The 18653-nt window shown below is 65.5% G+C and carries 14 protein-coding genes and 1 pseudogene; 6 read left to right on the forward strand and 9 right to left on the reverse strand.

Going from position 1 to position 18653, the window contains the following annotated elements:
• The first annotated feature begins 19 nt into the window (after positions 1–19).
• Both D1F64_RS03675 and D1F64_RS03680 read left to right on the forward strand, forming a co-directional pair.
• Entirely contained in the window at positions 20–1483 is a 1464-nt protein-coding gene (locus D1F64_RS03675; protein ID WP_248304603.1) for an aldehyde dehydrogenase family protein, read from the forward strand.
• A gap of 43 nt (positions 1484–1526) precedes the next feature.
• On the forward strand, positions 1527–2237 hold the full coding sequence (locus D1F64_RS03680) for an SDR family oxidoreductase (RefSeq protein ID WP_117411318.1): 711 nt from the start codon (positions 1527–1529) through the stop codon (positions 2235–2237).
• Between the two features lie 265 nt (positions 2238–2502).
• Here D1F64_RS03680 and tcuB read toward each other — a convergent pair whose 3' ends face one another.
• The 3 genes from tcuB to D1F64_RS03695 form a co-directional block, all read right to left on the reverse strand.
• On the reverse strand, positions 2503–3612 hold the full coding sequence (gene tcuB / locus D1F64_RS03685) for a tricarballylate utilization 4Fe-4S protein TcuB (protein ID WP_117411319.1): 1110 nt from the start codon (positions 3610–3612) through the stop codon (positions 2503–2505).
• Positions 3599–4906, reverse strand: a complete 1308-nt coding sequence (gene tcuA / locus D1F64_RS03690) for an FAD-dependent tricarballylate dehydrogenase TcuA (RefSeq protein WP_305764471.1) — start codon at positions 4904–4906, stop codon at positions 3599–3601. Before tcuA ends, tcuB begins: the two co-directional genes overlap by 14 nt.
• 415 nt (positions 4907–5321) lie before the next feature.
• Positions 5322–6170 (reverse strand): DUF1295 domain-containing protein, encoded by an 849-nt coding sequence (locus tag D1F64_RS03695; protein ID WP_117411320.1) that lies wholly within the window; start codon positions 6168–6170, stop codon positions 5322–5324.
• A gap of 332 nt (positions 6171–6502) precedes the next feature.
• Between D1F64_RS03695 and D1F64_RS03700 the strand changes: the two genes are divergently transcribed.
• Together D1F64_RS03700 and D1F64_RS03705 are read left to right on the forward strand one after the other, a co-directional pair.
• Positions 6503–7171, forward strand: a complete 669-nt coding sequence (locus D1F64_RS03700) for a tetratricopeptide repeat protein (RefSeq protein WP_162901266.1) — start codon at positions 6503–6505, stop codon at positions 7169–7171.
• 531 nt (positions 7172–7702) lie between these two features.
• A complete protein-coding gene (locus tag D1F64_RS03705) occupies positions 7703–9145 on the forward strand; it encodes a hypothetical protein (protein ID WP_162901267.1) in 1443 nt (480 codons plus the stop codon).
• Positions 9146–9418: 273 nt separating this feature from the next.
• Here D1F64_RS03705 and D1F64_RS03710 read toward each other — a convergent pair whose 3' ends face one another.
• Positions 9419–10141 carry a hypothetical protein gene (locus D1F64_RS03710; protein ID WP_117414402.1) on the reverse strand — a complete coding sequence of 241 codons (723 nt, stop codon included), beginning with the start codon at positions 10139–10141 and terminating at the stop codon, positions 9419–9421.
• A gap of 193 nt (positions 10142–10334) precedes the next feature.
• Between D1F64_RS03710 and D1F64_RS03715 the strand changes: the two are divergent.
• Positions 10335–11305: pseudogene (locus D1F64_RS03715) on the forward strand (IS110 family transposase).
• Between the two features lie 66 nt (positions 11306–11371).
• On the opposite strand, the gene D1F64_RS03720 reads toward D1F64_RS03715, so the two are convergent.
• The 4 genes from D1F64_RS03720 to D1F64_RS03735 all read right to left on the reverse strand — a co-directional run bounded on the left by D1F64_RS03720 (position 11372) and on the right by D1F64_RS03735 (position 15858).
• Positions 11372–12208, reverse strand: coding sequence for an ABC transporter permease (locus D1F64_RS03720; RefSeq protein ID WP_248304604.1), 837 nt, complete (start codon positions 12206–12208; stop codon positions 11372–11374).
• Entirely contained in the window at positions 12205–13419 is a 1215-nt protein-coding gene (locus D1F64_RS03725) for an ABC transporter permease (protein WP_117411323.1), read from the reverse strand. Before D1F64_RS03725 ends, D1F64_RS03720 begins: the two co-directional genes overlap by 4 nt.
• Entirely contained in the window at positions 13412–14338 is a 927-nt protein-coding gene (locus D1F64_RS03730; RefSeq protein ID WP_248304605.1) for an ABC transporter ATP-binding protein, read from the reverse strand. Before D1F64_RS03730 ends, D1F64_RS03725 begins: the two co-directional genes overlap by 8 nt.
• Before the next feature lie 401 nt (positions 14339–14739).
• Complete coding sequence (locus tag D1F64_RS03735) at positions 14740–15858, reverse strand: extracellular solute-binding protein (RefSeq protein WP_117411324.1); 1119 nt, start codon at positions 15856–15858, stop codon at positions 14740–14742.
• A 171-nt stretch (positions 15859–16029) separates the two neighbouring features.
• Here D1F64_RS03735 and D1F64_RS03740 point away from each other — a divergent pair, with 171 nt between their 5' ends.
• Positions 16030–17649, forward strand: coding sequence for an alkaline phosphatase family protein (locus tag D1F64_RS03740; RefSeq protein WP_117411325.1), 1620 nt, complete (start codon positions 16030–16032; stop codon positions 17647–17649).
• A 177-nt stretch (positions 17650–17826) separates the two neighbouring features.
• Here the strand turns inward: D1F64_RS03740 and D1F64_RS03745 are convergent, their stop codons facing one another.
• Positions 17827–18405, reverse strand: a complete 579-nt coding sequence (locus D1F64_RS03745) for a tail fiber protein (RefSeq protein ID WP_117411326.1) — start codon at positions 18403–18405, stop codon at positions 17827–17829.
• Positions 18406–18653: the final 248 nt, after the last annotated feature.

An 18653-nucleotide genomic window follows, 5' to 3' on the forward strand; every position in this document is an offset into this window, starting at 1 on the left:
AGCTGAAAAGGACGGCATCGTGACCGACATCAATGCCACAACATTCGAGGAGCCGGACGTGACGAACGCCTATCCGCTGCTGATCGGCGGAACCTGGACGCAAGGGGACGGCGCGCCGTTCGACGTGCTGGACAAATACAGCCTTCAGCCTTTCGCCACCATCGCCTCGGCGAGCGCGGCGCAGGTTGCCAGGACCATCGACGTCGCCGACGCCGCGTTTCGCGCCGGTGCGCCGTCGCCCTATGACCGCGGTCTCGTGCTCGAACGCGCGGCTGTTCTGATTGAGCAGCGCATCGATGACCTGGTGCGCGCCATGCAGGCGGAGGCGGGATTCACCGCCTCGGATGCGTCGGGCGAGGTCAAGCGCTGCGTCCAGACCCTGAAGCTTTCGGCGGAAGAGGCGCGCAGGTTGGCAGGCGATGTGATCCCGCTTTCCGGCGCGCCGGGGCAGGCGGGCCGCGTGGCGTTCACGTTGCGCGTACCGCTGGGCGTGGTCGTCGCCATTACGCCGTTCAACTCGCCGCTCAACACGGTGACGCACAAGATCGCGCCGGCGTTCGCCGCCGGCAATGCGGTGATCCTAAAGCCGTCCAGCAATACGCCGATCACGGCGCAGATCCTGTGCGAGGTTCTGCTCGAGGCGGGCATGCCGAAGGGCTTTCTGTCTCTGGTGCATGGCGGTGGCGATGTGGCGCGCAGCCTGCTGGCGGACGAGCGCGTGCGTTTCTTTGCCTTCACCGGCAGCACGGAGGTGGGCCGCAGCATCCAGCAGGCGGCGGGTCTGCGCCGCACGCAGATGGAACTGGGCTCCATTGCCTTCACCATCCTGTGCGACGACGCCGACCTCGACCGCGCGCTGCCGAAGATCGTCGGCGCCGGGTACCGCAAGGCGGGCCAGGTCTGCACCTCGGTGCAGATCCTGCTGGTGCAGGACGCGATCATGGACACCGTGCAGGCGCGGCTTGTCGACATGGTCTCGGCGCTGTCCTTCGGCGATCCGCGCAACGACGGCACGGTCGTCGGCCCGATGATCAGCGAAAAGGAAGCCATCCGCATCGAGGGCTGGATCGACGAGGCCATCGCCAAGGGCGCCAGGCGCCTTGTCGGCGGCACGCGTCAGGGCGCGGTGCTGCCGCCGACGCTGCTCACCGACATCAATGACACGATGCAGGTCGGCTGCTGCGAGATTTTCGGCCCTGTCGTCTGCCTGGTGCCCTATTCGACGCTCGACGAGGCCATCACGCGGGTCAACACGACCCCCTATGGGCTTGCGACCGGGATCTTCACCAACCGCCTGCAGGACGCGCTTTCGGCCGCCCGGCGGCTGGAGGTTGGCGGCGTGCACATCAATGAAACATCGAGCTCGCGGGTCGACATGATGCCCTACGGCGGCTCGAAGGACAGCGGCTTTGGCCGCGAAGGCCCGCACTACACCGTGCATGAAATGACGGAAGAGCGGATCATCACCATTTCGACGCAGTGACCGGCGCCATCGCCCGGTCGCGACAGACGATCAAGGATACTCCATGGCTCAGAAAATCGCACTCGTATTCGGCGGATCGCGCGGCATCGGCGCCGCCACCGTCGCGGCGCTCGTAGCCGACGGCTTCGAGGTGGCCTTCACCTACGTCGCCAATCCGCCGAAGGACATCGCCGCCGGCACCCGCGCCTACAAGGTCGACATCTGCAATCCGGCCGAGGTGGAACAGGTCTTCGCCGATGTCGCCAGGGATTTCGGCGCGGCGCCGACCAGCGTCATCGCCAATGCCGGCATCAACGTGCCGCCGGGACCGATCGCCCAGTTCGACCCGGATAATTTCCGCAAGCTGGTCGAGGTCAACATCGTCGGCGCCTTCAACATCCTGCAGCAGGCGGCGCGCAACGTGGCCGACGGCGGCACGATCATCGCCACCACCACCTCAATGGTGCGCGTCGCGGTGCCCGGCGGTGGCGCCTACACCGCGTCCAAGGGCGCGGTCGAATGCCTGATCCGCTCCATGTCCAAGGAACTCGCCGGCCGCGGCATTCGCGTCAACGCGGTGGCGCCGGGTCCGGTGGACACCGATCTGTTCCGCGCCGGCAAGGACGAGGCGGCGGTCAGCCGCTCCGCCGGTATGAGCCCGTTCAACCGCGTCGGCCAGCCCGAGGAGGTCGCCGCCGTGATTGCCTTCCTCGCCTCCGACAAGGCGTCCTGGGTGCACGGCCAGATTGTCCAGCCGAACGGCGGCATGGTCTGATCTTTCGACGGTCCAGGCGGACCTGTGAAAAACCCGCCGCCGGTCCTTCTGGATCGGCGGCGGGTTTTTTGTGTGTGAAACAAAGTTGGATGTCATCCCGGGCGAGCACGGCGAGGCCCGGGACCCAGTAGACGCCATGCTCCCGGTTTAAGCCGTATCGCAGGCCGCGTCGGCTACTGGGTCCCTGCTTTCGCAGGGATGACATTGATATTCAGGCAATGAACGCCCAAACATTCGATATATCGGCGCATTGTCCGTGTGCCGTCTATCCCGCGACCGTCGCCGGCTGCTCGGCCTTGCGTTCCGCCGCATAGAGCGCGAGCGCCCCGAAGCGGTAGAAGCCGTGCACGAACTTGCCGTAGGGCATGGTCAGGAACAGGGCGAAGACGACGCCCAGATGCACCGCCAGCGTGACGCCCATGGCGGGGGTCTCGCGGGCCACCATCAGCACGAGCCCCGTCAGGCCTGTGGCGAACATCATGGCCAGGAAGGCGGTCTCCATGCCGAACTTCGCCGGATCCGTCATGTCCGGAATGCGCTTGAGCTTGGCGTGCATGAGGCCGATGGGGCCGATCACCAGGCCGATGCCGCCGGGAATGCCGAAGAGTTTCGGCAGTTCGTTCCAGGCGTAGGGCGCGGGCCAGTCGAGCAGGTAGTGGTAGAGCGTGCCCGTGGTGGTGGCGGCGAAGCACAGCATGAAGCCGTAGAATGTCAGGTGATGGAACAGCCGGCGGTTGTCGGTCGGCTTCTCGTCCTCGTTGTAGCAGCCGACGCCGCCGCCATCGAGATAGCGCAGCCCGGCCGCGTCCTTGGTCGCCTGCCACAGCGATCCGCCGGAAGCGGCGTGCACGCTGTTGGCTCCGATTTCCTTCCAGAAGGTGGCAAAGCCCATGGCCATGGCGAAGAGCGCGTAGAGCGCCACGCCGCCGAACAGCAGCGCCATCGTGTTGTGCGGCATCAATTGGTAGAACTGGCCGCTGTCGGTGCTCAACACCTCGGCGCCGTGCCAGAGCGTGAAGCCGAGAATGAAGGCCGCGACGCTGATCGCCGCGACGATGGCGATCGCCAGGCCGTTGCGGTCGAACATCGGCTGGAAGGCCTTCGGCCAGGCGTAGCTCTTGTAGGAGCCGGTGCGCACCTTGGCGAGCACCTGCGGCACGTTGACGTTGAACTCATGCGGTGGCGAGAACTGGCAGTCCACATAGCACGCGCCGCAGCCGTGGCAGAGGTTGGCGAGATAGTTCAGATCGGCGTCGGCGAAGCTGCGGCGCAGCTCCATGGCCGGAAACATGGCGCACAGGCCCTCGCAGTAGCGGCAGGAGTTGCAGACCGTCATCAGACGCTCGGCTTCTTTCAGATGGTCAGTTGCGTGCATTCTGGGCCGCCCTTTCTCCCGCGATGCGTCCGAAAACGCTGCCAATCGTCATGCCGATGCCGGCGGCGTAGCCGCGTCCGAGCACGTTTCCGGCCATGATCTCGCCGGCTGCGAACATGTTTTCTGCGCCGCCGCCTGCGGCAAGCTGCATGCGCGCGTCTTGGTCGACGCGGGTGCCGAGGTAGGTGAAGGTGATGCCGGGGCGCACCGGATAGGCGTAAAACGGCGCATCCTCGATGCGCCGGGCCCAATGGCTCTTCTGCGGCTCGAGACCTTCCGTGTGGCAGTCGTCGAGTTCGGTGTGGTCGAAGGTGCCCGGGCGGACGGCGGTGTTGAAGTCCGACACGGTCTTCTCGAACGCCTCGACGGGCAGCTCGAGCTTCTCCGCCAGCTCATTGATACTGTTGGCCTGGATCGGCGGGAACAGTGACGGCATGAACATTTTCAATGACTTGGCGTCGAAGACGATATAGGCGATCTGGTCCGGCTGGGCCGCGACGAGGCGGCCCCAGATGGCGTAGCGCTTGGGCCAGAAGTCCTCGCCCTCGTCGTAGAAGCGCTGGGCGTGCTTGTTGACCACCATGCCGAAGACGACGCAGTCGAGCCGGGTGATGATGCCGCCATCGAACTTCGGCGCGCGCGCGTCGATCGCCACCGCGTGGCACTGGGTCGGATCGCCGATCGCCTCGATGCCGCGATCCAGGAGCATCTTCAGCACGTCGCCGCGGTTGTACGGCGTGCCGCGGATCAGGAAGTTTTCGGCGCGCTCGCCCCAGCCTTCCTTCAGCCAGTCGATGTTGGCCTCGAAGCCGCCCGACGCCGCGACCAGCGCGCGCGCCGTGACCAAAATCTCTTCGCCGTCCCTGGTGATGGTCGCGGAGCGGAAACGGCCGGTTTCGGTCTCGACATCCAGATCGGTCACCGGCGCGTCGTAGATGACGGTGACGCCAAGCTTTTCCGCCGTCAGATAGAGTGCGTTGAGCATCGCGCGTCCGCCGCCAAGGAAGAACGAATTGGTGCGGCCCAGGCTGAGCGTGCCGCCGAGCGACGGCTGGAACCGCACGCCCTGCTCGGCGATCCAGCCCAGCATGTCCTTCGACAGGTGGATCATGTGGCGGGCCAGCGGCTCGTCGGTGTGGCCCTCGGTCACGCGATACAGATCGTCCCAGAATTCGTCCTCATCGTAGGGGCCTGTCAACGTGTCGGTGGCGGCGTCATGGGCGCAGCGCATGTTGCGGGTATGGCGCGTGTTGCCGCCGCGATAGAACTCCGGCGCGGCTTCCACGACCAGCACGCTGGCGCCTTCGCGCGCAGCCGCAATGGCCGCGCAGAGGGCCGCGTTGCCGCCCCGATAACGAGAACGTCCGCATCTAACGGCTGGGACGGCATTGGATCCTCCTGGCTGAGGCAGCGTGGCAATTTCACCGCAAAGTACAGTTGCATACCGTCGTATACAAGTGTCGATTTTACCATTCGACCTGCGGCACACCGCACCATAGGCAAAAGCGGAGGCCTGAAAAAACACGAAATGCCGATAGCCGCCATAAGGGCCGCTTATGGCGCGCGCTGGGCGCCGGCGCCGGTTCGCAGGGACATGCGGGGGAGGATGCGTGCAGACGATCCGGCCCCGCAACGGTTCCGCTGCGGGGCCGGGACATCGACCAAGGCCATGATTTCAAGAGCGTTTTGCGAGTCCGCCGGGCGGCGCCTCATTTCTCCGTGCGCGGCCGGCCGGGAATGAGCTTGTTGCGCGCCGCCAGATAGGCCTTGAAGGGCGCGCCGTAGAGTTCGACCATGTTGCGCTCCAGCAGGAAGATGCCGAGCATGATGTAGAGCGTCAGCGTGAGCGCGAACTGCAGGTGCCCTACCGTCATGTGAGGCGTGGCCCAGAAGGCGATGATGAAGCCCAGAAAGTCCGGATGCCTCGAATAATTCCACACGCCGACGTCGCTTTTCGGCCAGCTGGCCTTATAGAACTCCGGCGTCAGCGTCGGGTCCTTGCGATTGGTGTAGGGCTTGTCCTGGATGTAATCCATGACCTGGGCGACGCCGAAAATCTTCCAGTGGCCGACCTGGAAGGTGGCGTAGAGCACCAGCAGCCAGCCGCCGACGGAAATCGCATTCAGCCCCCAGACAAGAACCGGATTCTCGAACTGCCAGACCGTGATGGTGATCGGCCGCCATTGCCAAATCAGCAACGATAACGCGCAGATAGCGAAGATCACATAGGTGCTGCGTTCCAGATGCTTGGTGACGATCCGGGTGATGAAGCGCTTCCAGAACTTGCGCGGCATGACCGAATGCTGGGTCGCGAGAATGGCCAGCAGCAGAAAATTGATGGTCAGCGCCAGCCACAAGGGCTCCTGCTTGCCCATGTCGATGGACTTGAAGGGGATCACGTCGGCCCATTCGGAATCGAGCAGGGGTCCGAAAAAATTGCCAACGAAACCAACGATATACAGAAGGATTCCCCATACGCCGGCATACACAATCGCGCCGTAGAGAAAGGCGAACACCTTCTTGCCGGTCACACGTTCTTCTGGTGTCAGATAAAACATGAGCGTTGCTCCATGATCAGGTCAAACGCATGAAAACATAAAAGAAATGCCGCGCGGAAACGGGCTGCGGCGATGCCCGCGCCCTCAGGCGCGGTCTCTCCGGCGGTCGCAATGCACCGCCGGCCGGGGCCATTGTGGAGCCGGACGCGCCGCTCCACAATGAACAATGCCACATTTGACGAGCCAACCGCAAAAGGGGCTTTCAATTTTCTCGCCATTTGCGTGTTTGTTGAGAGGATTTCGAGAAGAATTTGAATGAAATTCGATTCAAATTTGAATCAATCGGCATGCCGCCCGCACAGGGGCGGCGGGAACCAGAACGAGGGGCGATCGTGAGCAGGAGCGGGAACAAGTCGGGAGGCCGCGTCCGCAGCAGACCGGGTACAGGGGGCGGGGGCAAGCCGCGCCCGGATACCGCCCCGATCGCCGATCCGGCAGCCGACTTCGCGCGCGCGGCGCAAGGTCAGGACTGGCCCGCGGCGGAAGCCGCGCTCGGGCTGCTTCTGAAAACCAATCCCCGCAACGCCTCGCTGCACTACAATCTCGCATTGGTGCTGAAACATCAGGGCCGCCTCGACGAGGCGCTGGCGGCCATCGGCGCGGCATTGGCGCTGGAGCCGGCGCATCAGGGCGCGCTGTTCGAGCAGGCGGCATGCTCGATGGATTCGGGCCTGCTCGAGGCGGCGCTTGACGCCTTCACCACTTACCTGGCGCGGTTTCCCGAAGACACGGATGCGCGGCTCAACCGGGCGCGGCTGCTGTTGCGGCTCGGCCGGGCGGCGGAGGCGCTTGCGGACTGCGACGCGGTATCCCAGAAGACGCCGGATTTGTTGCTGGTGCGCGCCGAGGCGCTGCGAGATCTCGGCCTGCTGGCGGAGGCCGACGCGATCCTCCGCCCGCTCTACCGCGATGCGCCGGCCCTGCGGCCGCTCATCGTCAAGCTGATGACGCAAGGCTCCAAAGGCCGCGTGCCGCTGAATGCGAGCACTCTGGGCGGTTGAGGGCGGGTGCCGGAGTTTGTGTGTGTTGGGGGAGCCCCGGCTCGGGCTGCTGCAACTGGCAGGGCCTGCTGACAGCTCACAGATCCCGCCACCGTCATCCCGGCTGCAGCGCAGCGGAAAGCCGGGATCCATGCCGTGACGCGGCGGCGCGGGAGGTTGTCGCGGGACTGCGTGACGTCTCGACCGGACGCCGCTGATCGGGCGGTGAGATCGCGGCGTGGGTCCCGTGTCTGCGGAGCAGCGCTTTGCGCTGCGCCGCGCACGGGATGACGAAGGAGGGTGATGGGCGGGCCAGCCCCCTCTCGCCATGGGAGAGGGAGCGGATGCGGCCGGTGCTCGTCTCGGGTGCGCGCTTGCGCCGCGCTCGGAGGGCGGGCAGTCGGGCCATCGCGCGGAGACACAACGACGCCCACCGAGAAATACCTATGGTCCAGGAGGCTGGACTGTATACTTGTTCCATTGCCTCTGTTTGAATCCGGCACGTGATGATTGACGCTGCGACCGGGCTTTTCATCTGACGGGGAGACATTCGTGAAGCGGATATTTTTGCTTTTTCTGATCGGTATTTTCGGATCGACAGTTGCTTCCGCCCAGAACGTCAGCCGGCGCGCGGACGCGAGCGGCAATGCGCGTGAGACGATGTCCGCCAGTGACGGGCCGGGCGCGGGAACGCCGAACGTGGCCGAGAACGCGACCCGTCTACAGGACGGCGGCGCGACGCGGCGACAGGAAGCCGCGTCAGGGCTTTACTCGCCGGCCAATCTGCCGGAGATGACAGCGATCAGCGACCTGGACAAGGCGCATGGCCTTGTGGCGCTGGGCGACGCCCTTGCGGACCTCGGTCTGAAGTCTCCGGCGCTCCTAAGTCACATTAATGCCTACAAGATTCTCCTGCGGCTGACGGCCGCTGACCAGCGCAATGTCGCCCTTGAGTATGATCTTCTCATGGTGCTGGAAACGATCGTGTATGCGATGCCGAATGGGCGATATGCAGCGGCGCACGCAAAGCTTTCTTACGGCCTGTTTCAGGGCGCCTCGCATTTGGACAGGATCGCCCCTGCGCACGACGGATACGAACGCGGATTGTCGGCCTATTATTTTTCAATGGGGTCCTGGGCCCAGGCGTTGGGGCAAGCGGAGCACGCACTCATCGATTACGACAGCACGCATGACATCCTGAGAGATCTTTTGGCCGCAAGACCGCACGACACGCTCCTCGGAAAGCGCATGGCAAGCGTGCAAGGCCGTATCGACGGACTGCTCGCGCCCAATGATACGGGACATTGGTGGGACGGGACGCCGGGCGGCTTCGGCGCAGGGCCGGCGCTCGACGCCGCCACGCGCGCCGTCCTCACGCATCTCACGAAACTCAAGTCGCAATTATACCTCGATTCTGTGAACGCGCGTCGTCGCTCGCCCCGCACGCCGCTGTCTCCGGTCGCCACCGGAGCCGGCCTCGCGATCGTCAGCGATGACGATTCTGCGACCCGGGCGCTCTTCGGCGATCTCCCGACGCTCGGCAGCGAGCCGCAGAGGCCCACGCCCTACGAGGCAACCCTCAAGGCCCCGGACGATCCCTATGCAGCCATGATGGATAGTATGGCCGTGGCGATGGGATCCGGCGCGGGCCGTACCACAGTCGGCGGTGCGAGACCGGCCAATGCCGATACGCTCCGCGCCCTGATCGATCCGCGCAGGGATGAAGGCCCGCACGGCCCGCACCTTGCTCCGGTCGCCACCGGAGGTGGCCTCGCGATCCTCAGCGACAATGATCCTGCGACCCGGGCGCTCGTCGAAAACCTCCCGGCGCCCCGCAACACTGCGCAGAAGCCAATATCGTCGACTCCATCGCCCCAGGCTTCGGACAATCCATATGATGCGATCCTGGACGACGTCGCCTCGGCCATGAAGGCCGGCATGGGCAGATCCGTGGTTCGGGCCGAGGAGCAGACGACGCCAGACCTGGCAAAGTGAGGGGAACCGGACTCACCGTATCCCGAGAGGCTTGATCCCCACCCCAACCCTCTCCCTGTGGGAGAGGGGGCGGATGCGGCGGGGCGTCGGCGTGTCCCGTTCAACCCGGGACCTCATGCCTCGAGGGGGCCGCATGGCCCGTCTCGAAGGATGGGCGGCTGGTTCTTGGCGTGCGGCCCATCCTTCGAGACAGCCGCTTCGCGGCTTCCTCAGGATGAGGTCCGGGGGGATGTGGGCGTGGGCGGGAAACGTCCGGTCAGGGCGGATGCGCCGCTACTTCTCCCGCTTGGCGCGGAAATTCTTGCGGTAGAGGCCGGGGTCGGCCTGCAACCCGTCCTGGATCTCGATGTGTGCGGCGAGATGCTCCGCGTCCATCGCCTCGAAGTCGAGTTCCAGCGCCTCGCGCCGGACCGGCACCGCCTGGGCGACGGGGGTGCCGGCCTTCAGCACGCCGGAAAAATCCGGGTCGGTCCACAGCGCCGGAAAATGCACAAAGCCGTTGCAGAATGTGTCGACGTCGACGAGGCCGGCCAGCGTGCGGAACGGCAGGTCCTCGCGGTTGAACGGGTGGCTGATCAGCAGCGACCAGCCTTCCGGCGCCTCGACCGTCCAGAAATTGTTGAATTTGATGACGAACTGACCGTCGGGCATGGCAAACGGCGCGCCTTGCGCCTGTTCGGGCGCATGCACGCCGATGGGCGAGCGGGTGAGGCGCGCTGCCTCATGGACGGTATGTGGCGCCGGCGGATCCCAGTCCCAGGAGAACTGGCCACCCTCCACCGTCACGTCGGCGGCGAGCGGAAAGATGATCCCGGCCTGCATGGCGTCGAGCACCGGCGGGCACTGCTTCAGCGTGCGCACCTCCGCCCCGCCCAGTGTCTCGCTTTGCGCCTGCGCCGGCATGGCGCGCAGCCAGTCCGGCAGGGCCCTGGACGCCGCCACCGGCCTGGGCAGCAGGGTCTCATAGCCGGGCAGGCAGCGGCAGATGAGTTTCATGGGGCGCGGCTCGCGTTTGATGCGTCTCAGCGGCATAGCACGGGCGAGGTGGGCCGGGAAGGCGGGGGGCATGGCCATCCGCACGCGGCCGGATCGACGGGGCCGCGATCCCCTTGGTCAAGACCCGCGGGTGAGCCTGGTCCGCCGATCCCTTTGCGCCTGTTCTGAACAGATGATTGGGAGCCAGACCCGCATGCAAGGCCAGATCCAGCCGCAAACACCCAGCGCACAGCCAGTCTACGTCGGCATCGACGTCTGTAAAGACCATCTCGACATCCACCTGCATCCCCTCGGGCACGGCCTGAGGCTCGCCAACGACCGCGACGGCGTGAGCCGGCTGAAGCGGCTGCTGGCCCGACACGACGTCGCGCGCGTCGTGCTGGAGCCGACGGCCAGCTACCATCGGCTCGTCCACCGCTCGCTGGCCCAGGCCGGCTGGCCGGTGGCGGTCGTCAACCCGCTGCGCGCGCGGCTGTTCGCCGAAGTCCTCGGCAGCCGCGCCAAGACCGACCGCGTCGACGCGAAAATGCTGGCGATCCTCGGCGCGACGCTGGCCCCCCAGGCCACGCCGCCGGCGCCCGAAGCGCTCGAGGACCTGCGGGAGCTGGTGCATGCGCGCGCCGCCGCGACCCAGGAGCGCACCGCGCTCGCCAACCGGCTGACGGCCAGCCACGTCGCCGTCCTCAAGGCCGAGCTCAGGCGGCGGCTGGCCGGCCTCGACAGGCACATCGCGCGGCTGGCCCGCGAGATCGGGCGCCGCATCACCGACGATCCGGGGCTGGCGCGGCGCCAGGCCATCCTCACCTCGATCCCCGGCATCGGCGCCACCGTCGCCGCCGTGCTGATCGCCGACATGTCCGAGCTCGGCCAGCTCGACCGCCACGCCTGCGCCAGCCTGGCCGGCGTCGCCCCCTCGCCAACGACAGCGGCGACATCCGGGGGCCGCGCCACATCAGGGGCGGCCGCGCCATGCCCCGCCGCGCGCTCTATTGGGCAGCGCTGTCCGCCGCCAGGTACAATCCCGACCTCGCCGTCTTCTACAAACGCCTGCGCGACAACGCCAAAAAACCCAAGGTCGCCCTCACCGCCGTCATGCGAAAGCTCATCATCCTCGCCAACACCCTGCTCAAGGAGGACAGACTGTGGACCCCAAAATACACTTGACCTGAAACACAGATGCTCACCCCAGCCCTCTCCCCATGGGAGAGGGGGCAAGGCAATCACGTGCCGTCACTTCTTCCGCTTGAGCAGCACCCAGGAGGTCGCCGCGACGATGGTGAGGACGACGAAGATGACGCCGATGGCGTTGACCATGGGGGAGAGGCCGAAGCGCATGCGCGCGCCGATTTCCGTGACCAGCGTCCAGGAGCCGCCGATGGCAAAGAACGTGGTGTTGTAGTTCTCGATCGACTGCAGCAGGGCGAGGACGGAGGCGGTGGCGATGGTCGGCATCATGAACGGCAGCGTGATGCGGCGGAAGACGAGCCACGGCGAGGCGCCGAGATCCAGCGCCGCTTCCTCCTGGGTGCGCTCCTGGCGCTGCAGCCGCGCCATGAACATCAGCATGCAGTAGGACGCGATGAACGAGGCTTGCGCGGCCATGGCGGTGAACAGCCCGGCTTCGACGCCAAAGGTGTCGCGCCAGAAGATCATCGTGGTGACGCCCAGCACGATGCCTGGCGTCAGGATGGGCGAGACCAGCAGCGTGTAGAGCACCGTGGTGCCGCGGGTCTCAAGCCGGGTGAGCAGCAGCGCGCCCGACAGCCCCAGCGGAATCGCGATGACGATGACGCCGGCGGCGATGAACAGGGAATGAAACAGCCCCTGGATGAAGCGCGCATCATCGGGCAGCTTCCTGAACCAGTCGAGCGTGAAACCCTGCCAGTCGGTGACCGAGGGCGTGGGCGAGGCGTTGAAGGCGGCGATGACCATGAAGATCAGCGGCAGGAACATGTAGGCGAAGAACACCATCATGTAGCCGTTGAGCACGGCCTGCGACCAGTCGCGCGCGGGCTTCGCGCGGGCGGTGTCGGGCTGCGCCATGACCGGGGTGTCGGCGATGCTCATTTGGCGATCTCCCGGATGCCGACGCGGAACACCGCCATGTTGATGAGCACGAAGGCAATGCAGGCGACCAGCAGCGCCACAGAATAGGCGGAGCCCTGGTTCCAGCTGTCGGCCTCGAAGAACTGGCGGTAGATCACTTGGGAGAACCAGTCGGGATGCAGGCCCCGGCCGACGATCTCGGGCGCGGCGATGGAGCCGGCGGACAGCATGAAGGTCATGATGGCGCCGACCGCGATGCCGGGCTTGGCGTGCGGCAGCACCACGCGCCAGTGGATGCGCCAGGTGGAGGCGCCCAGATCCCGCGCCGCCTCGATCTGGTTCTTGTCCAGCGTGTCGATGGTGTTGTAGATCGGAAACACCATGAACAGCACGTAGGTGTACATCATCACGGTGAACACCGCGCCGTTGGACGCCACGAAGCGGTAGCCCTCGCCGGCGGACATGTCGATCAGCCCCAGCGCGTCGAGCAGCGCGTTCAGGATGCCCTGCTTTTCCAGGATCATCACCCAGGCGAAGATGCGCAAAAGCTCGTTGATGGCGTAGGGGATGACGAGGCCGAGCATGATCAGTCCGACACGTTCCCTGGATTTGGTGGTGGCCACCGCATAGGCGACCGGATAGCAGACCAGGAAGGACAGCAGCGTCACGCAGAAGGCGTAGCCCAGCGAGGAGACGAAGATCTTAAGGTGCAACCCGCTCATCGAGGTGAAATTCTTCACCGAATAGGAGGCGTCGACACCGCCATCGGCCGCGCTGGCCTTCTCCTGTGCTTCCAGCGTCTCGAGCCGCGCCTCGATCTCCGCCTTCTCGGCGCGCAAGGCCGCGACGTCGATCGCGCCTGTCCCGGCAGACGGCGACGGCACGAGGCCGGGTGAGGGACCGAAGGAGGGCGTGGCCGGCATGGATGGTGACGGCGCGAGGCTGGGCGAGGGTGAAAAGCCCGGCGCCGGCAGACCCGGCGTGGCGGGGGCTGGCCCATCGGACGCCGTCTCAAGCGCCTTCAGCCGCTGATCGATGGTGAAGACGCGCTCGTAAAGGCTGTTGATCTCGGTGGTGAGCTGGGCCGCTTCGCCGCCGCGATCCTCATAAATGAAGGCGCGCTCGATCATGCGGATCTGCGGCAGAAGGATCAGCCCGAAGATCCACGCCAGCGTCAGCAGCGTGAAGACGGCCGTCAGCCCGCGTCCGTAACTCTTGATCAGGCTAGTCACGGGCGAGGTCTCCCGCCGGCATGACGATCGCGTCGTCGGAATTAAAGCCGATGGTTTGCCGTCCGCTGAGATTGCGGCCCGCCTCGCCGGCGTTGGTCATGTGCATGGAGACGCGGGTGTCATCGGCGCGCATGAACAGGTTGACGAAGGCGCCCTCCAGATCGCGGCGCTCCAGATCGGCGGACAAGGTGTTTTCAAAGCTCTGCGCGCCGGCCGCCAGCCCCAGCCGCTCGGGGCGGATGAAGATCATTGCCTCGGCGCCCTCGGTGAGCGTGCCGCGGGTCTGGCCGGTGAAGGTGCCCAAGGGGGTCTCCACTTGCGCCATCCCGTTGGCCTTGCCGGTGATGCGTCCCCTGAAGACGTTCTGTTCGCCCACGAAGGTGGCGACAAACGGCGAGGCGGGGTTCTCGTAGATCTCGTCGGAACTCGCCACCTGCTCGATGCGCCCGGCGTTCATCACGGCGATGCTGTCGGACATGGTCAGCGCCTCGCCCTGGTCGTGGGTGATGTAGATGAAGGTGACGCCGGTCTTGCGCTGGATTTCCTTGAGCTCCGCGCGCATGTGCTGGCGCAGCTTGAGATCGAGCGCCGACAGCGGCTCGTCGAGCAGCAGCACGGCGGGCTCCACGGCCAGCGCGCGGGCGACGGCGACGCGCTGGCGCTGGCCGCCGGAAAGCTCGCCCGGCGTCTTCTCCGCCTGGCCGTCCAGCGCTACGAGCGCCAGCAGTTCCTCGGCACGCGCCCGGCGCTGGCGTTTGGGCATGCCGCGCGCCTCCAGCCCGAAGGCGACGTTTTCCCAGATGCTCATCAGCGGAAACAGCGCCAGATTTTGGAAGATCAGCGCCGTGGGGCGCTTGTTCGGGCCGATGCCGGTCATCGGCTTGCCGCCGATGGAGATCGTGCCCGTGGTCGGCTGCAAGAAGCCCGAGACCATGCGCAGGATGGTTGTCTTGCCGCAGCCCGAGGGCCGAGAATGGAAAAGAACTGGCCCGCCGCGATGGTCAGGTCCGTGGGGTGCACGGCGGTGAAGTCGCCGAATTTCATCGACACGCCATCAAGCGTTACGTCCTGGCCGTGCATTGCCTTCTTTCTCCGTCACAGAGTGCCTGAGACATGACATCGGGAGGGCCCCCGCGGCGCAGCCGCGTTCCCTCTCCCATGGGGAGAGGGCTAGGGTGAGGGGATGAGGGCTGTCCGTATCCTCGGGAGCCCTGATCCCCTCACCCGGACCTTCGGTCCGACCTCTCCCCATGGGAGAGGTGGAAGTGGGGCGCGCTTCCACGCGTCCCTTCCTTCGTCATGAGCCTGGGTCTTGTTTTTCTAGGAGTTGGTGATCTTGTCCACGAACTCGCCGACGACCGGAGAAGTCCACGGCTGATCCGCCTGCCACCACCACAGGTTGGCGAGGTTGTCGGCGTTGTAGACCTCGTTGAACTGCGCCTTGTACTCGTCGCCGGCATGATCGGCGGCACCGAGCACGGCGGAGTTGTAGCCGGTGTTCTTGGAGAACATGCCGGCCATTTCCGGATCCAGCATCGCGTTGATGAAGGCGTAGGCCTGCTCGACGTTCTCCGCGCCCGACGGGATGCCCATGGAGTCCATCCAGGTGATGCCGCCTTCCTTGGGCATGCGGTACTTGTACTTCGCATCCTCGCGGTTGAGCAGCAGGCCCGTCGTGTCCCAGGTCTGGCCGATGGCCGCGCCCGCCTGCTTGAAGGCGTTGGTGGCTTCCGTCGCATTGTTCCAGAAGGCCGCGACATTGGCCTTGTGCGCGATGATGAAATCGGCGGCCGCGCCGTAGACGCGGCGGGCTTCGTCCTCGGACTTGTAGACGTCGAGCATGCGGTCGGACTTCACCTCGCCGATGGAGTCCAGATACAGGCCGACGCCGACCATGCCGGACTTCTGGCGGAAGGTGGCCTTGCCGTTGGCGTCCTTGCTCCACATGGCGCCATAGGAGACGTCGGAGTCGCTCATCGGCATGGCGGCGCTGTCAAAGGTGATGGCCTCGGTGCCCCAGTCGAAGGGCAGCAGCATGCGCTTGCCGCGGTAGGTGGCGCCGAGCTGGACGCTGTCGCGCAGCATCGAGGGGATCAGCTTGTCGAGCGCCAGCTTGTCCTCGTCCACCGGCTGCAGCAGATCGTCGGGATAATACTGCGGCCCGTTGGTGACGCTCGGGTAGATCACGTCGAAGCCCTTGCCGCCGGCGGCCTTGAGCTTCTGGACGGCTTCATCGTTGGATCCGAAGGTCGACAGGTTGATGGTGATTCCGGTGTCGCCCTGGAACTTGTCGATCATGTTCTGCTGGATGTAGTCGCCCCAGGCGAAGACATTCACGGTGCCGGAAGAGGCGAGCGCATCCTGCGCGCGAAGAATGGCCGGCGACGCCAGAACGGCGGCGGCGGTGCCTTGGAGAATGGAACGGCGAGAAAGTGACATGGGTGTCTCCCTAGGTGAAATCCCGTGTGGGAATACCGGCGTCCTGTGACGCGCTCGTTATAATTTCGTGACAGTTGAATGACGACGGCAATCATCCAGATTAGCGTGCGCTGTCACCATACTGTCAAGGCTCGTACCTACGAAGAGAGCATATGCGCAAAGGGGGGCTGCATGCGGCCGAATATCGTGTTGATCACCGCGGACCAGTGGCGCGGCGACTGTCTGGGCGTTGCCGGCCATCCGGTGGTGAGAACGCCGCATGTGGACGCGCTGGCAAGCGAGGCGACGACGTTCGCCCGCCACTACGCCCAGGCCTCGCCGTGCGGCCCGTCGCGCGCCTGCCTCTACACCGGGCTCTACCAGATGACCAACCGGGTGGTGCGCAACGGTACGCCGCTGGATGGGCGGCACGACAACATCGCGCTGGCGCTGCGCCGCGCGGGCTACGATCCGACGCTGTTTGGCTACACCGACCAGGCGATCGACCCCAGGACCACCAGCGGCGATGATCCGTGGCTGCGCAGCTACGAGGGCATCCTGCCGGGCTTCTCCGTGCGTCTGCGGCTGCCCGAGGACGTGGGCCCGTGGCTCTCCTGGCTGAAGGCGCGCGGCCATGAGGTGCCGTCCGATCCGTGGCAGATGTATCTGCCGCAAGGCAGCCCAGGCGACCGGCCGACGTCGGCGCCCTCGCGCTACAGCCAGGACGAGACGGAGACCGCGTTCCTCACCGACGAGTTCCTGCGCTGGCTCGACGAGCAGCACTCCGAGCTGCGCGCGGGCAAGCCGTGGTGCGCGCATATCTCGTTCCTCAGGCCGCATCCGCCGTTCGTCGTGCCCGAGCCCTTCAACACGATGTACGATCCGGCCGAGGGCCCGGATTTCATCCGCGCGGAGACGCTCGAGGCGGAGCGGGCCAGCCATCCGCTGGTGGACTACTGGATCGGCGGGCAGAAGCGTTCGCAGCATTATGTGATCGGCGCGGGCGACGGGCTGGTCTGCGATTGGACGGAGGCCGATTTCCGCCAGTTGCGCGCCACCTACTGGGGCATGATCTCGGAGGTCGACCGGCAGATCGGCCGCATCGTCGCGGGGCTGAAAGCGCGCGGCGACTGGGACAACACGCTGTTCGTGCTCACCTCCGACCACGGCGAGATGATGGGCGATCACTGGACGCTGGGCAAATTCGGCTTCCACGAGCAGAGCTATCACGTCCCGCTGATCATCCGCGATCCCGCAAGGCCGGAAAGCTTCGGCGCTTGCGTGGAGGGGTTTTCGGAATCGGTGGATATTTTCCCAACCCTCATGGCCGCCGCCGGGCTCGATGCCCCGGCGCACCTCGACGGATGCTCACTGGTGCCGGCGCTGGAGGGACTGCCCTCGCCGCGCGACGCGGTGTTCTGGGAGTACGATTTCCGCGAGGTGGCGAGTGGCGCCGCGCAAGACGCGCTCGGGTTGGAGATGGACGCCTGCTCCATGGCCGTGGTGCGCACGGAGAGATGGAAATACGTCCATTTCGCCGCCCTGCCGCCGCTGCTCTTCGATCTGCGGGACGATCCCGGCGAACTCGTCAATCTCGCGGCCGATCCGGCGCATGCCGAAACCCGCATCGCAATGGCCGAGCGGCTGTTGTCATGGCGCGCCAAACATCTCGACCGACGGCTGAGCGGCATCGAGCTGACGCCGGACGGACTGGTCGACGGGCGGGGTAGGGCACATTCGGAGAGACAAGTCGTGCCCGGTTATTCTCGGTTTGCTCCAAGGTGTGTGAGCAAAGACGCGATTTCCCAATGATCATGCGATGTCATCCCGGCTGAAGCGTAGCGGAATGCCGGGACCCAGTAACCGTGGTCGCTGATCGCAGCGCGACGGCGCGGGCGCCATCGTTTACTGGGTCCCTGCTTGCGCAGGGATGACATTGGTCTTTTGGGATATTTCAAAACACCGTCATTTCCCTTCTTGTGCCCGCCGTCAGTCGCGTTTCGGATACGTTCCTTCGATATTCACGCAGTATGTCAGCGCGAGGTAGGGCATGCGGTTTTCATGCGGCTGGTCGCCGCCGGCAGGTCGAACCGCAACCGGCTCGTCATTGGTTTTCCCGCTCGGGCCGTTGACGGGCTGGCCGCTGCTCTGCTTGGTTACGAGCGGTTGCGCGGGCACATTGATCTGCACCGAGGCGCTGTGCGTATGCCTGGGCATGGTTTCCGTCGTCAGCGTGACGGCCTCCTCGCCGCCGCTTTCGCCAACCCGGTAGGTGCTCAGATCGGGGCCCTGGCCGGCGGAGATCGGCACGCGGCCGCGCAGGTCGGGAAGCGCGAAGACTGTGGTGCCGTCCCCGCCATACAGGGTGCCGATGAGCGAAAACAGCTTCTGGTAATTGGGGTTCGAAACGGCCAGCAATTGCCCGTTGGCCTGCATCCACCCTTCCGGACAGAAATCGAAGCTGAAGGTCTCGACCTGTCCGATATAGGGCGTCTGCGCGAGCGCGGGTGCGGTGGCCAGGACCGAGAGAGAGATTGCCGCCGCGGCGGCCCTTTTCAACGTGTGCATGAAAATCTCCGAATAATGAAATGACGCAAGGGTACTTAGCATAAAAAACAATCTCCGGCAGGGGCCGATGCAATCCACATGGCGGCGGGGATGGCGGACACGCGAGGCAATCGAGCGCTCGGATCATGCGCCGGTCTGATTGTCACCGACCGCAAAAAGATCCACCGAGCCGCCCATGTTACTCTTGAGGGAGAGTTGCGGACTTGACTTGGCCACCCGTTGAGCCTGGTGCCGATCCTTCGAGACGG

The sequence above is a fragment of the Breoghania sp. L-A4 genome (assembly GCF_003432385.1).
Classification (GTDB): domain Bacteria; phylum Pseudomonadota; class Alphaproteobacteria; order Rhizobiales; family Stappiaceae; genus Breoghania.